At 61.3% G+C, this 14337-nt stretch carries 12 protein-coding genes and 1 pseudogene; 3 read left to right on the top strand and 10 right to left on the bottom strand.

Going from position 1 to position 14337, the window contains the following annotated elements; translation table 11 throughout:
- Positions 1 to 35 precede the first annotated feature (35 nt).
- Positions 36 to 1292, top strand: coding sequence for a DUF2264 domain-containing protein (locus tag ACW9KT_RS18890; RefSeq protein ID WP_457083281.1), 1257 nt, complete (start codon positions 36 to 38; stop codon positions 1290 to 1292).
- A 181-nt stretch (positions 1293 to 1473) separates the two neighbouring features.
- Here ACW9KT_RS18890 and ACW9KT_RS18885 read toward each other — a convergent pair whose 3' ends face one another.
- The 4 genes from ACW9KT_RS18885 to ACW9KT_RS18870 all read right to left on the bottom strand — a co-directional run bounded on the left by ACW9KT_RS18885 (position 1474) and on the right by ACW9KT_RS18870 (position 5205).
- Positions 1474 to 2721: a glutamate-5-semialdehyde dehydrogenase gene (locus tag ACW9KT_RS18885; protein ID WP_457083279.1), complete on the bottom strand. Its 1248-nt coding sequence runs from the start codon at positions 2719 to 2721 to the stop codon at positions 1474 to 1476.
- Positions 2722 to 2775: 54 nt separating this feature from the next.
- A complete protein-coding gene (gene proB, locus ACW9KT_RS18880; protein WP_457083277.1) occupies positions 2776 to 3864 on the bottom strand; it encodes a glutamate 5-kinase in 1089 nt (362 codons plus the stop codon).
- A gap of 305 nt (positions 3865 to 4169) precedes the next feature.
- Positions 4170 to 4955 carry an SDR family oxidoreductase gene (locus ACW9KT_RS18875; RefSeq protein WP_457083275.1) on the bottom strand — a complete coding sequence of 262 codons (786 nt, stop codon included), beginning with the start codon at positions 4953 to 4955 and terminating at the stop codon, positions 4170 to 4172.
- A gap of 13 nt (positions 4956 to 4968) precedes the next feature.
- The gene (locus ACW9KT_RS18870; RefSeq protein WP_457083273.1) at positions 4969 to 5205 is read right to left on the bottom strand and encodes a hypothetical protein; all 237 of its coding nucleotides are present in this window, start codon (positions 5203 to 5205) and stop codon (positions 4969 to 4971) included.
- 509 nt (positions 5206 to 5714) lie between these two features.
- On the opposite strand from ACW9KT_RS18870, the gene ACW9KT_RS18865 reads away from it, so the two are divergent.
- Positions 5715 to 6491, top strand: coding sequence for an SDR family NAD(P)-dependent oxidoreductase (locus ACW9KT_RS18865; protein ID WP_457083271.1), 777 nt, complete (start codon positions 5715 to 5717; stop codon positions 6489 to 6491).
- Between the two features lie 1568 nt (positions 6492 to 8059).
- Here ACW9KT_RS18865 and ACW9KT_RS18860 read toward each other — a convergent pair.
- From ACW9KT_RS18860 to ACW9KT_RS18835, 6 genes and pseudogenes are all read right to left on the bottom strand, one after another.
- A complete protein-coding gene (locus tag ACW9KT_RS18860; protein ID WP_457083269.1) occupies positions 8060 to 9100 on the bottom strand; it encodes a RepB family plasmid replication initiator protein in 1041 nt (346 codons plus the stop codon).
- A 60-nt stretch (positions 9101 to 9160) separates the two neighbouring features.
- Positions 9161 to 9379 carry a hypothetical protein gene (locus tag ACW9KT_RS18855; protein WP_457083267.1) on the bottom strand — a complete coding sequence of 73 codons (219 nt, stop codon included), beginning with the start codon at positions 9377 to 9379 and terminating at the stop codon, positions 9161 to 9163.
- Between the two features lie 532 nt (positions 9380 to 9911).
- Positions 9912 to 10640, bottom strand: a pseudogene (locus ACW9KT_RS18850) (NADPH-dependent F420 reductase); the annotation flags it as partial.
- A gap of 226 nt (positions 10641 to 10866) precedes the next feature.
- On the bottom strand, positions 10867 to 11196 hold the full coding sequence (locus ACW9KT_RS18845) for a hypothetical protein (RefSeq protein WP_457083265.1): 330 nt from the start codon (positions 11194 to 11196) through the stop codon (positions 10867 to 10869).
- Positions 11193 to 11954, bottom strand: coding sequence for a ParA family protein (locus ACW9KT_RS18840; RefSeq protein ID WP_457083263.1), 762 nt, complete (start codon positions 11952 to 11954; stop codon positions 11193 to 11195). Before ACW9KT_RS18840 ends, ACW9KT_RS18845 begins: the two co-directional genes overlap by 4 nt.
- Positions 11955 to 13058: 1104 nt before the next feature.
- Positions 13059 to 13649, bottom strand: coding sequence for a hypothetical protein (locus ACW9KT_RS18835; RefSeq protein ID WP_457083431.1), 591 nt, complete (start codon positions 13647 to 13649; stop codon positions 13059 to 13061).
- On the opposite strand from ACW9KT_RS18835, the gene ACW9KT_RS18830 reads away from it, so the two are divergent.
- Entirely contained in the window at positions 13558 to 13851 is a 294-nt protein-coding gene (locus ACW9KT_RS18830; RefSeq protein ID WP_457083261.1) for a DUF4386 family protein, read from the top strand. The two genes, ACW9KT_RS18835 and ACW9KT_RS18830, sit on opposite strands and share 92 nt — an antisense overlap.
- The last annotated feature ends 486 nt before the right edge of the window (positions 13852 to 14337 follow it).

The raw sequence follows: 14337 nt of genomic DNA, 5'->3' as shown, positions 1-14337 counted from the left end.
GAAGGCCATTGCTGCTTCACCTTTTCCCTGACTGCATGAAACGACGTGCTTTTGTTGCCAGTACCCTCACGGGCCTCTCGGCCTGTACCCTCCCCGCTTGGGCGAGCAGTAGCGCCGCGCCGGCGGGGGCGGCCCTGCCCTTCGTCGCGAAAACCACCGACCGGGAGTACTGGCTGGACATGCTCCTGCGCCTAGCGGAGCCCGTGTTGGCGGCCGGGGCCCAAGGCCAACTCAAGGCCCTGATGCCCATCGAAGCCGCGCCCGGACAGCAGGAAGGGCGCCGCGAGGTGTCGCACCTCGAAGCCCTAGGCCGCACGCTGGCGGGGCTCGCGCCCTGGCTGGAGTTGACTCAGGTGCCACGGGCCGAGCAAGCCCGTCAGCAGCGCTACGCCGAGCTGGCCCGGCAGGCCATCGGGCACGCCACTAACCCTCAGTCCCAGGATTTTCTGAATTTCACCCAGGGCGGGCAGCCGGTGGTCGACGCGGCGTTTCTAGCGCACGGCCTGTTGCGGGCCCCGACTCAACTATGGGGAAAATTGCCCCCCACCACCCAGCAGCACTTGGTGCAGGCCCTGCAAAGCACGCGGGTGATCAAGCCCGTGTACAGCAACTGGCTGCTGTTCAGCGCCATCATCGAAGCCGCGCTGCTGAAGTTTACGGGCAGCGGGGATTTGATGCGCATGGATTACGCCATCAAGGAGCATCAGACCTGGTACAAGGGTGATGGCACCTACGGCGATGGCCCCGACTTTCACTGGGACTACTACAACAGCTACGTCATTCAGCCCATGCTGCTGGAGGTAGTGAGAACCCTGGTGGCCGCCGGCAAAGAAAGCAAGGAGCTGCTGGCCCAGCTGCTGGCCCGCGCCCAGCGCTACGCTGTCGTGCAGGAACGCCTGATTGGGCCCGATGGCTCCTTTGCCGCCTTCGGCCGCTCGCTGGCTTACCGCTGCGGCGCCTTTCAGCACCTGGCTCACGTAGCGCTGCACCAGCAGCTGCCCCCGGATTTGCCCCCCGGGCAGGTGCGCAGCGCCCTGACGGCTGTTATCCGGCGTACCCTGGAGCCCAAAGGCACTTTTGACGCGAAAGGATGGCTGCAGATTGGCTTGTGTGGCCATCAGCCCAGCCTGGGCGAGCGGTACATTTCCACCGGCAGCCTCTACCTCTGCACCACGGCCTTTCTGCCCCTAGGGCTGCCCGCCACGGCGGCGTTCTGGGCCAGCCCGCCCCAGGACTGGACGGCCCGTCAGATCTGGTCGGGTCAGGATGTAAAACCCGACCACGCCCTGTAGCCAAGGGCCGCCGCCCGGCTAGCCTAGCCGAGAGCTGTTTTCTTTTGTTTGCCTATCCCTTCTTCTAAATGCACCAGCGAAATGTCTAGCGCATGTGGTTAGGGGTTGCCCTAGTTTTGAAAAGGAGTCGCGTAGTCGCTTTTTCTCCAGAGCTCCTTGCCTTCTTAAAACGCTGGCTCGCTTACGGCCGCACGTGGCCGGTGCCCCGCACTTGCCATTTGTAGGTGGTTAGCTCGCCCAAGCCCATGGGCCCCCGGGCGTGCAGCTTTTGGGTGCTGATGCCTATTTCGGCGCCCAGCCCAAACTGAGCCCCGTCGGTAAAGGCGGTGGAGGCGTTGACGTACACGGCGGCGGCATCCACGGCCTGCAAAAAGTGCTCGATAGCGGCCGGATCTTCCGACACGATGGCTTCGCTGTGCCGGGAGCCGAACGCGGCGATATGCTCCAGCGCCTGGGTTAAGCCACCCACCGTTTTGATGGCCAGCTGCAGGGAGAGAAACTCCGTCCCGAAGTGCTCGGGCTGCGCCCGCTGCAGCAGGGCGGCGGGATAAGACTGGTGCAGGGCGGCGTACGCGGGCTCATCGGCGTGGAGCAGCACGCCGGCCGCCGCCAGGGGGGCAACCAGGCTGGGTAGCTCCCGCAGGCGGGCTTCGTGGACCAGCAAGCAGTCGAGGGCATTGCACACGCTCACGCGCCGCGTCTTGGCATTGGCAATGATAGCCTGCCCTTTGGTCAGATCGGCCGTAGCGTCGAAGTAGGTATGCACAATGCCGGCCCCGGTTTCGATGACGGGAACCCGGGCGTGGTCGCGCACAAAGCTGATCAGGGTCTGACTACCGCGCGGGATGAGCACATCCACGTAGCCGACCGCCCGCAGCAAGGCGTCGGTGGCGGCCCGGTCGGGGGGCAGCAGGGTGGCCACGGCGGGATCCAGGCCCTGCCGGTCCAGGACTGCTTGGAGCACGCTGACGATGGCTTTATTCGAGTACTCCGCCTCGCTGCTGCCCTTCAGCACGCAGGCGTTCCCCGCTTTCAAACACAGCCCCACCACGTCGAAGGTGACGTTGGGACGGGCTTCGTAGATGATACCGACCACGCCCAACGGGACGCTCACCTTGCGCAGGTGTAAGCCATTGGGGAGGGTCTTGTCCGCGAGCACGGCCCCCAGCGGGGAAGGCAGGTCCGCCACAGTGCGCAGATCAGCGGCAATGCCGCGCAGGCGCTCGGTCGTGAGCAGGAGCCGGTCGTACTTGGGGTCGGTGGCGGGGAGGCGAGCGAGGTCCCGCGCGTTTTCCTGGAGCAGGAAACCAGTGTGTTGCACGGCGGCCGCCGCCAGGTCTTCCAGCACCGCGTTGATCGTCGCGACGGGTACCTGGTTGAGCTGGCGGCTGGCTTGCTGGGCGGCTTTGAAAAGAGGCGTGCAGTCCATGCTGGAGCGGAGAAAAGAGTACTAGAGTAAGCGGCCGCGAACGGGCAGGTAGGGCTAGCTGTCAGCCGACAAAAACAGGTAGTCATAGTGTACCAGGGGGCGCTGGCCCGGCTGACCCAGCCGTTCGCGGGCTTTCGAGGCGGCATACTCGGCTTTGCCCAAGCCCATAGGCTGGCCCTCTGCGGTAAGCAGGCAGATGATGTCGCCCTGGGCAAACTCTCCCTCCACGGCCACGATGCCAATGGGCAGCAAGCTAGTTGCCTTCCCCGGAGCGGTTAGCGCCGCCTGGGCGCCGGCGTTGAGCCGCACGGCCCCCTTGGCGGCCGGTTGGGCGTGCGCGAGCCACTTCTTGCGACCCGAAGCGCTGCGGCTGGGCTGAAAACGGGTATTGACGACCTGCTCGGCTAAAAGGCGGGGTAGCACGTTTTCGGTCTTGCCATTGGCGATGTGTACGGCAACCCCCAGCTGAGCTACTTTCTGGGCCATGCGGCACTTTGTAATCATGCCCCCGCGGCCGAACTGGGAACGACTTGTTCTTATAAAGCCCGCAAAGTCAAGCGGGTCGAGGCCAATTTCGCGCAGCACCGTGGTGTGCGGGTCCTTGGGGTCGCCGTTGAAGATGCCATCCACGTTGCTCAGAATCAGCAGGGCATCGGCATCGAGCATGGCGGCCAGCAGCCCCGCTAACTCGTCGTTGTCGGTGAACATAAGCTCCGTGACGGCAATCACGTCATTCTCATTCACGATGGGAATGATGTGATGCTGGAGCAAGGCCCTCAGGCAGTTTTGCATGTTGCGGTAGTGCTGCCGGTCCCGGAAGTCTTCCTTGGTCACCAGGACCTGGGCGCAGGTTAGCTGCTGGCGGGCAAACAGCTCGGCATACGTGGTCAGCAGCTTGACCTGGCCGACGGCGGCGAGCAGCTGGCGGCTGCTAACGGCGTCGGCTTTGGGGGCTATGGGTACCAGGCTGCGCCCCGCCGCCACGGCCCCCGACGAGACGACAATCACTTCCCGCCCCGCCTGCTTGAGGGCCGTGATCTGCTCCACCAAGTGAGCCATCCGGGCCAGGTCGGGGGTGCCATCGGCCAGGGTGAGGACGTTGGAGCCGATCTTGACGATCAGGCGGTGATAAGAGAGGGCCATGGAGGAGAGCTGTTGGCGCCCTTAAGATACGCACCCTTCCCCAGACGGAGAACTATGGGTCGGTCCCCGCTGGCGGGCAGGACGGCTGACCCGGGTGCGCTTTGCCGCCTCGAGAGTCACGGCACCCAACAGAAGGTAAAGGCGGGAATCCAGGAGATAGCGGGCGCAGCGGCATGGACCGGCGCCCGGGGAAAAGGTGTAGGCCGCCTTGATAAAGAATACCAAGTAGCCCCTTTGGCTAGGGCACCGGAGCCCTTAGCCGGCAAAAGGTCGGCGGCAATGACCTCCTGGGTTAAGGCGCGCACTTATAAGCTTCCCGTACGGCCCCCATCCACGGGCAGGCTGGTGCCGGTAATGTAGCCCGCCGCGGGCGAGGCGAGGAAGACTACGGCGGCGGCCAGCTCGCGGGCTTGCCCAAAGCGGCGCGCGGGAATCTGCTGCAGCAGGGCGGCCTCGACCTGCTCCTGGCTTTGACCGGTTTCCTGCATTTTCTGTGCTATGAGCGCCGCGTGGCGCTGGGTGACCGTCGCCCCGGGCAAGATATTGTTTACCGTAATGCCCTGGCCGGCCACCTCGTTCGCGAGCGTTTTGGCCCAGCTGGCCACGGCCCCCCGGATGGTGTTGCTCACCCCCAGTCCCGGCAAGGGAATCTTCACGGAGGTGCTGATGATGTTGATAATGCGCCCGTAGCCCCCCGTCGCCATGCCCGGCACCAGGGCCTGGGCCAGGAGGTGGTTGCAGAGCACGTGCTGGGCGAAGGCCGCCTCGAACGCGGCGGGCGGAGCCGCCAGCAGGGGCCCCGGCGGCGGCCCACCGGTGTTGTTGACTAGGATCTGGAAGCCGGTCGGGTGCGCGGCCAAGTAATCCGCCACGACCCGGGCCACCTGCGCCGGGTGGGCAAAGTCAGCGACCAGAAAATTGTGCTGTTGCCCGGCCGGCGTGGGCAGGGCAGCAGCCACCTCCCGCAGCTTGGCCTCGTGGCGGGCAATCAGCGTGACGGTAGCGCCGGCCTCGGCCAGCGCCTCCGCGCAGGCCCGGCCGATGCCCTGGGTGCTGCCGCCCACCAGGGCGTGGTAGGGAAGAAGAGTCATGAGCAGGCCAGGGTTAGGCATAGCCGAAGGCCTCGGTTTTTTTCACCACTTCTTTCTCCCGCTCCAGCACCACCAGCACCTGCAAGCCCGGCTTAGCCGTAGCCCCCATAACGGCCGCCGCGGCGGCCAGGTGGACGACGCGGTAGCCCTGCTGCAGGTAGGGAGTCAACAGCTCGTATTCCTCGGCGGGAACATCTTTCGCAGTTTTCGGCAGGGGGACGAAGAGGTTCAGAATTTTCTGTTCCAGCATAATAAGTGGGTTTAGTGGCCCTAAAGCTAAGTGCCAGCAATTTAGGGGAAGGCCGGGTAAGTGTACGAAACCTGTTTGCCTTTCCAAGTTTACGGAATGGCCCGCAAGGATGTCTTTTGTAGACACTAGGCTAGGCACTTTCACGGGCCTAGGTAAACAGAACTTTTAGAGGCAGGGAAAAAGGCCCTTTCTCCCTCGGCCGAGTTCGGGGGCTTTAACTTATTCACCGATCCGGGCGGCCTCATCAGACCTAAGCTTGGTGCTGATAGGTGCTCCTTTCTGTCTTCCGCCCCCGAAAATTCACCCGTAGCCCCTAGGGTCCCAGCCTGCCGCTTCCAGCCAGCGGTGAGGCTCCCCGTAGAATGCGAACAGGCTTGCGGCGGGCGCGGAACTGCCGGGAGCAACGAACGTTGCCGGTAACTATTCTCCCCCGCTTTGTTGTAGGGCTAGGTGATTGGGCGCCTACGGCCCCTGCCTAATTTACCTTTCCGCTCAGCAACCCCCGACTTATGGCCCGTATTTTCATCACCGGCTCGGCTGACGGGCTGGGCCAGTTGGCTGCCCGCCAGCTCGCCGAGCAGGGCCACCAGCTTGTGCTGCACGCCCGCAGTCCCGAACGCGCCCGCCAGGCCCGCGCCGCCGTGCCGCAGGCCGCCGCGGCCGTGTACGGGGACCTGTCCACCCTGGCCGGCATGCAGCAGGTGGCCGCCCAGGTCAATGCCCTCGGACCCGTCGAGGCCGTCATTCACAACGCGGGCGTCTACCAGGTTCCCCGCCTGGAGCGCACCGTGGACGGCCTACCCCCGGTGCTGGCCGTCAATTCCCTGGCCCCCTACGTGCTCACGTGTCTGATTGAGCGCCCCCGCCGGTTGGTGTATCTGAGTTCCAGTATGCACCGGCAAGGGGACGCCAGCCTGCGCGACCTGACGTGGCAGGCGCGGCCGTGGAACCCGACCCAAGCCTACTGCGACTCGAAGCTGCACGATTTGCTCTTGTCCAACGCCGTGGCCCGCCTCTGGCCTGCAGTGCGGGCTAATGCCGTCGACCCGGGCTGGGTACCAACCAAGATGGGCGGGGCCGGCGCGCCGGACAGCCTGGCGGAAGGCGCCCGCACCCAAGCCTGGCTGGCCGCCGGCAACGGCCCGGCGGCGCAGCTGACGGGCCAGTACCTGTACCACCAACGGTCGAGCCCGGCTCATCCCCAGGCCGCCGCTGGGGCCGTGCAGGAGCGGTGGCTGGCCGAGTGCGCCCGCCTGACGGGAATCCCCTTGCCGGCCGGAGCCTAACCGCGTGCTAAGCAGGGGGCCGCTGCCCTTGAACGGCGCAAGTGAGACTGACGGCTCGGCAGCCTTGCCCTCTGATACTCCGGCAGTCCTCCCGCAAGGGCCGGGGCAAATTATTTCGGTTATTAAGTAAGTGGTTATCAATTTAAGGTCAGCGCCCTGGTGGGTACGCAGCAAGTGCAGGGAGTAGAGAGAAGGCTCTGCGGTCCCCTGGCCCTTATAGATGGAAGACCTAGAGGGCCAGAGTTGCTCCTTCTAGGCCGCTCTGCTACCCTCCCATGCTCTTTCGAGCAAGCCGGCGCAAGCCCGTCGCCTTAGACCGCTGTCCATCCCTCGAGTGGCCTTTCTAGCGACCCATCCCGGCCGCGCTGCCCGGACCTGTTTTCGGCGTGCGGGCTTCCGGCAGCCGAACCATCCCCTCTATCGCTAGCAGGTGCCGGGCCGGCTTATTCCGGTCCGGCGGTCTCGCTGGAGATACGAGAGCTAGGTAGCAGTAGCCGCCGGGGAAAAATAATTAAGGGCTACCGCGCCTGCTTGTCCAGAGGGAGACGTTTCAGGCGTTTACGCTGTGGGCTCCGAAAGATGTAGGATCTAGAACCCTGCTCCTGCTCGGTCGCCTGCTACCAAAACACCCTCTACATATGGGTCAGCAAGTACGGGCTAGAAACAGACCGTACTTGCTGACCCACCTATAAGACAAATTAGGTTTCCTTGCTTCGCAGAAACCATCCTCCGGATTCTAAAGAGATATTGACCATTCGCCTACTGGGTAGCGTCCATAAAGTGCTTCGCGGGCTGCAAACAAGGAACCGCGCGTAATTCTCAGGGGAATAGTGCTTTTTAGCCTATCTAATTAAGGTATAAACCAAGCTATAAAAACTCCTCCAACTGGCTGCAGAAGTACATTTTAGCACAAATGCTTATATCTTTTTTATGCTAAAATGTACTCTTAAAGACGTCCCGTTTTTTGCCGACGCTGGGCAAACTTTAATTTTTTTGGCGAGTACAAGACGTTGAAAAATTATATACTAATGTATCTCTTATGCTTACTTTCTTAGCCCCTACTTAGGCTCGTATCCAGTTCCTCCTCTTACCGAGCCAATGATCAAAAGCCCGAAGTCCGGCGCTTAGCTAACCTATTCGGGTTGATTCTAGTGGCCCTTTACTTCAGGCTTTTGGTGATAGACGCTACCCCACCCATTGGCTATGGACATCTCTTAATATAGTGACTTGCTAATCAATATGTAATCACAAGTTGATCCATTAGAGTCATTACCAAAAGCACGAAGTAGGCGCCGCGTCCCCGCCGAATGACCCTTCGAGTAATGGGCTAAGCAGCAGGAGATAACTTGCTCGTTCCAAGCCAGCTACTCGAAAAATACCCCCGTCCCCTCTAAACTATCCTCTTCTATTACTTCGTATTACGGGTGGCTTAACTTACTACCTGGTAGCAGGTTAAGAGCAAAAGCTATTACCCAAAGCACATACTGCTTATTACCAGGAGGACGAAACCGCGCCGCTTGGCTATGGTAGCTGACTTCTCGCAGCGGCCCGGAGCCCCGCCCGCGGGCTTACTTAAGCGTGGGGTAAAGGCCCGGAAACTCGGTCTTGAGCAGGTTGGTGGCCACCCCGCCCAGGTTATCGAATACCTTGTTGCCGGCCTCAAAGTCGCGCAGCAGCGGGTGGCTTACTTTCATGAGCCGGGCAATGCGGGCCTCGTCGTCGCCCATGAAGTCGAGCACGTGCTGAATTTGGGCGGCCGTCATTTTCAGCTTCTGCAGGCGGGTGACAATGCGCTGCTGCAGGGTGGGCAGCTCGGCGGCCAGGGCCAGGCTCATCTGCTTTTCCGCGGGGCGGGCCTTGCTGCTGGTCCGAACGGGGGGCTCGGGCAAGCCGTCTTCCCCGAGCTGGGCCAGGGGCTTGGGGATGGTAAAGCGCACGCCCTTGACTTTCTTGCCTTCCTTGACGGGCTGGTAGCTGACTACCCAGCCCAGGGAATGGAGCTCGCGCAGGGCGGGCTCGAGCACGTAACGTTTGAAGTCGTAGAACAAGGTGTAGGTCACGTCGTTGTCATCCCCCAGCACCTGCTTGCGCAGGGTCTCGAAGTCCACCTCCCACAAACCCACGTCATCCCAGGACTTAAGCAGCCAGTACAGGCGGTGGGCGTGGGCGGACTTGAGCGTGAGCAGGGTCTCGATCTCCACGTGGGTGTACTGCTCGGCGAGCTGGAGCAGGAAGGGTTTGATCTCGGGGGCGAAGTTGCCCGTCAGAAAGCCCGTGCCCTCGTTCAGGTCAATGTAGCTGATGATGGAGTAGGCCGTAAAGCGCTTCTTGTTGCCGGTCTGGGACTCAATGCTGACCACCTTGGACATCAAACTCTTGCAGGCGTCACGGATGGTCTCGTACACGCTGCCCCCCTTCTTCTGGGTCATTACCCGGCTCAGGGGGATGGAGATGCCGGGCAGCTCGGTCTGGTCCTGGTGAATGCAGCCCAAAGCCAGGGCGAAGATGCGGGCCTCCACGTGGGTCAGCTTCAGCGGGGCCCGCACTAAGGCGTTGGCCTGGTAGGCGCGCGGGTAGAGGGCGGGGGGCGGCGGCGAAGGGGGCAGCATAGGCAAAGCGTAACAGGATGGGGCGGCGGTGAAGATAAGCGGAAAAGCGTGAAATCAAAATCAGTTCACGCAGCAGCCGCAGCCCCGGTGCCATTTTTCACGCAGATGCCACCGGCAAGCTCGACGGGTGCCATTTTTCACGCAATTGGGCCGCGGGAGCCCTGGAGTGCCGTTTTTCACGTAGATGGTGCCATTCTTCACGTAGGGGTGCCACTTTTCACGCTGCAGGGTGCCACTTTTCACGCAGATGGTGCCATTCTTCACGCTGCAGGGTGCCACTTTTCACGCTGCAGAGTGCCGTTTTTCACGTAGATATCGGGCTTTACTGTTTGACTGTCAATTAGTTATAGCGCCCTGAATATAGAATAGTAAAGAATAGCTTAAGAAGACAGAAGAGGTTCGGCTTTTTTTTTGAAAAAGTTAAGTCCGGTAAGTACTAGTCAGGCCAAGGGAATCCCGGCAAAAAAGGCTGTCAGGGCCGTTCTGGCAACCGGGGAGGAGAAACGGGCGCCCCGGGCGAACCGCCTGGCGTGGAGGGTATTATCTCCCCGAGCAATTGCGTGAAAAATGGCACTCCGCCCCCGGCCCGGCGGCCCGGCGAGGGGTAGGCCCGCATCTACGTGAAAAATGGCACCAGTCCGGGGCAAACGGGCGAGCAGCGCCCCCGGCTTCGCCACCCAGGTAATAATCAACCGGTACGGGGCGGGGCGGGACGCAGCTAGCCACGTCCCAGCCCCCGGGCCCAGCGGGAAGTAAGCCGCCCGGGTGGGCCGGTGAACGCGGGCCCGGCTGGCCTTGTGAGTGGTTTTGCTTACTTGAGCTGGATGCCTTGGGCCGCCATTTGCTTTTCCTGCTCGGCATGGTTGGCTTGGAACTGCGCGTGCTGGGCCGCCGTGCGCTCGGGGCCCAGCTCCGTCAGGAGCTGCTGCAGCTGCGCGGCGGGCAGATCGGCCCCGTAGGCCGGGGTGCCGGGCTGCTGGCGCCACGAGTCGGCCAGGCGGCCCGCGTCCACGGCGTCGAAGCCCAGCTCCTCGACCAGGGCCATCACCTGCTGCTTGGCCGCGGCCTCGTCGCCGGCGACGGGCAGGGCGATGCGGCCCGGGGTGCCGGCCGGTTGCCCCTTGCCTTCGAGGTGGGCGGCGTAGATGTTATTGAACACCTTCACCACCGGCCGGCCCAGGTGCTGCTGCACCCATTCGCTCTCGGTGAGCGCGCCGCTTTCCAGCTCGGGTAGGTGGCCATCGCGCAGCAGCGGGTAGTAGTTGCTCGTGTCAATCACGGGCACCGGGGCTGGGACGCCCTCGAACAGGTCCTTGGGCAAGTCGGGAATGTTGATGAGGGGGATGGTCACGACAATCAGCTCACCGTGGCGGGCGGCTTCCCGGGCCGTGGCGGGGGTGGCGCCGGTTTTCTGGGCCACGTCCCCGAGGGTTTCGGGCCCCCGGGAGTTAGCGATCAGCACTGAGTGGCCGAGGCGGGTAAGCCGCAGGGCGAGGGCACTGCCGATGTGGCCGGCCCCAATGATTCCAATCTTCATAGCGGATAAGCGTAGGGAGTAGGGAAGTAATCCCCTGCTTTACGCAGGGGCCCGAACGAAGACCACCCGGCCGATCAATTGTTTTCCCGCAAACCAGGGAGTGGCCTGGGCCAGCTGGCCCCGCGGGAGGTGGTAAGGAAACGCCTCCTCCCCTCCCCCACCGCCCGGGCGGCGCCCGGCGGCGACTGCTTAAGCGGTGGGGCGGGCTAGGACCAGATCAGGTGCCGCCTTAGCGCAGCTTTTTGCTGCTGCGCAGCAGCTTCTCCAGCGCCGCCGGGGGTAAGGGCTTCTCGGCGTTAGGGTAGTTTTGGAGCTCCTTGGTCAGGGCCGCCTCCGTCACTTCCTTGAACAGAAAGGCCGGCTCCCAGTATTCCGCCTGTTTGAGCTTCAGGTACGTTTCGCGGGTGACGGCCGTGGTAAAGGAGACCCAGACCGTCTCCTCCTCGACCGCGGGGGGGGCGGGCATGGGCGCTTCGGGGGCCGGGGGCTCAATGCGCTCGGTAATGGAGGCCAGGACCTTGTTGCCGAAGCGGGGCTTGCTTTTGCTGCTGTCGCTCATAGTCGGGAAAGAATTTCGCTGGTGAGAGCCTGGTAGTCCTGGGCCCCGGCCGACTGGGGCGCCCAGGCGTAAATGTTTTCCTTTTCGATCTGGGCTTCCACCAGACTCACGTTGGGCCGAATCGTGGTGTGCATGACCAGGGGGCCAAACACGGGGTGGGATTCGAGCAGGTTGACCATATCGCGCTGGGCCCGGCGTCGATCACTGCGGTTGTACTGGGTGAAAAAAAGGCCCCCCACTTTCAGGCTTTTGTTCAGGCGCTTCTGCACCTGCTGGCAGACCTCGAGCAGGCCCACCAGGCCTTCAATGCCGTAGTACTCGGGCTGGGCGGGAATGAAGACCGCGTCGGCGGCGGTAAGGGCCGCGTAGGTGAGCTTGCCCAGGCCCCCGGGCGTATCGACCAGGCAGAAGTCAATCTGCTCGACTTCTTCCAGCACCTCGCGCAGGGCGTACTCCGCGCCGGGCTTCTTGCTGATGCGTTCCTCGACCTCGGACAGGTCCGAGGAGCTTGGCACCAGGTAAAGCCCCTCCCCTACTTCCTGCACCACGTCGGATAAGCTAGCCTGGCCCAGCAGGATGGCCCCGATGGTTTTGCCCTCGGGGGCCCGGTAGGAAAAGCTCTGGGAAAGGTTGCACTGGCTGTCGCAGTCCACGAGCAGGACAGTTTTGCCCGCCTGGGTTAGGGCGTAGGCTACGTTCAGGCAGGAGGTGGTCTTGCCCGTGCCACCCTTATGGTTGGAGAATATAATTGTCTGCATGGCGGCAATGTAGACAATTGTCACCAGCAAAACAATTACGTTAATTATTTCCACGCTCACAATTGTCACTATTAATACAATTTTAATAATTGTGAGCGTAGCAGATCAGCGGACCACTTATTGACCCCGCCTACGGCGGGACGCGGCCCGCGAATAGATCGTCAGGTTGATCGATTGCTCGAGACTAAATTGCGATAATTTTTAAAATGTTAACAATAGCAAAAATTATTACAATAGGAACAATTGTTAAAATGGTAAGACCCCGGCGGGTAGGCTAGCACGTGGTGCCTGCTGCGGACCAGGCGGTGGCCGGCACCCAGAGGCGGGCACAGATATGAGCGGCCGGAGTGACTTAGTCGGGACAAATGAGAAAGTTACCCTGGGCCCGCAAGCGAGCGCTCGCTTGCGGGCCCAGGGTAGAAGCCTCCCCGCGGGGCCACGGCGTCAGGCCCCAGTATCCTCCGCCGGGCTTGGCTTAGGGAAGAGATGCCCCAGCCGCGGAGCACGCATGGGGAGCCAACCTGACACTCGGGGCTGAACCGCCGCTGGGAGCCCCGCGGAATTCGCGGCGGGGTGGCGCCCTTGCCTCGGGTCGAAGGGAGAATGAGTTAAACAAACTGTCCACGGTTGCCGAAGAAAGTAGCTTAACGCTGAAAAAAAGCTAGTATTATTGCAATAGTAAGAATAGTAAAAATAGTAAAAATAGTAAGAATAGTAAGAATAGTAAGAATAGTAAGAATAGTAAGAATAGTAAGAATAGTAAGAATAGTAAGAATAGTAAGAATAGTAAGAATAGTAAGAATAGTAAGAATAGTAAGAATAGTAAAGTTAAATGCCCAGTAGCAACGGCTTAGGTAAGCCACCGGTTTAGCGCCGGGCTACGCTAGCCCGCTTATCAAGGGGCGGCCTCCAACCGCCCAAGCCGGACCTTGCTGGCTACCCGGCCTAGGGATAGGATAGGGGAGGGGATGAGCCGGGCCCGCCGGCGGCGCCGGTCAGTGGCCCCCGTGGCAGCTAGCGCGCCGCTACGCTTGTCGTCGGGAACGGCAGTAAGGGCCGCGCCCGCAGAATAGCCTGATTCGTGATCTTCAGCGCTAAGTGACGTCAACCGCCCTTCTCAAAGACCTCCACCACTAAGACCTTATCATCAGGGTCACCTGCAGATTGAATATGGGCAATATCCTGGTTGAGCATCATGACCTGAATCTTGGCGATAATGGCCCCGAAGATGTTGGCCACCGGCAACCACAAAAACGTGTTGATGTAGCGGGAAAACCAATTGGTCAGTGTGCCCTCAAAGCCGGGCCAGATGGCGAAGCCAAAGCTAATCGGGCCGATAATCGAAAGAATAATGAGAAAGAAGGTGCGGATGGAGTTGATGACCAGCGCTGCTGATTGGTAGAGAAGTTCCAGCGCATTGCGCAGCCACTCGCGGAAATTCTGCTGCACATCGTAGGAGATGCGGTTAAAATAAAGTGCTGTCTTGCAGCTGATGTCTAGGATATCTTTGGCTCCCAGTTCTTTCTCGAAGGCCTCATCGGAGGCATACGCCGCGTTCTCGGGGCGCGCGGCCAGCAACGCTTCTTTGCGCTCCTGCAACTGGATGATGCTGTGGTTCTGCCCCCGCACGACCGCGCTGGTAGCCCCCGTAATGCCGCCCAGCACCCCGTTGAGCACAGCCGTCGCCCTGTTCAATTTTATCTACGCGTATCAGCTAGTGCAGGGCCCTTCCCTTTCAGGGGCTGTGCAGCACGACCAACTGCTGCAGTTGGTAAACGCCCGGCGCTTCGGGATGCATATCGCCTATATTATCTTCGAGCTTTACCTGCTGCTGAAGGGGGTACTGATTTACAAAGCCTCCTATATCCCGACCGTGTTGGGCGTGTTGCTCATGTAGGCCGGAGCCGCCTGGATTCTGCTGAGTGTCCAGCCCTACTTCTTTCGGGGAATTAACCTGTCTTGGCTGCTGGTTTTTTCCACGGGCGAGCTGTTTTTTGGGATCTGGCTACTGGTGAAAGGCACCAAGCTGAACGAAGCCGACGTCTACACATAACCGGCAAATTTGACCTTGAACAGCGGGAAAAGCGGGCACCCCTGCACCCGGTCCCAGACCACGACCGGTGGAGCGAATAGACAGTTGACCAGCTTAGGTATCATGATGAACAAGTATGATACCTAAAGTATCAGCAATCGAATCGGGTATGCCAGAACTCAAGTGGTCAAACAACGAAGCTTTAGTCGAGCATCATTAACTCGTACTGGAGGAGTATACTTGCCCACATCACCCGACCGATTGCCGGCTCTTGTACCTCCGCCGGAACTCGCCAACACGTGTGCTCGGGGCGGCCTACCTTCGCCCCGCTCCTTGGCTAAAATGTCGTAG

This window comes from Hymenobacter sp. HD11105, from assembly GCF_054051685.1.
This window is presented reverse-complemented; position numbering and strand designations above follow the sequence as displayed.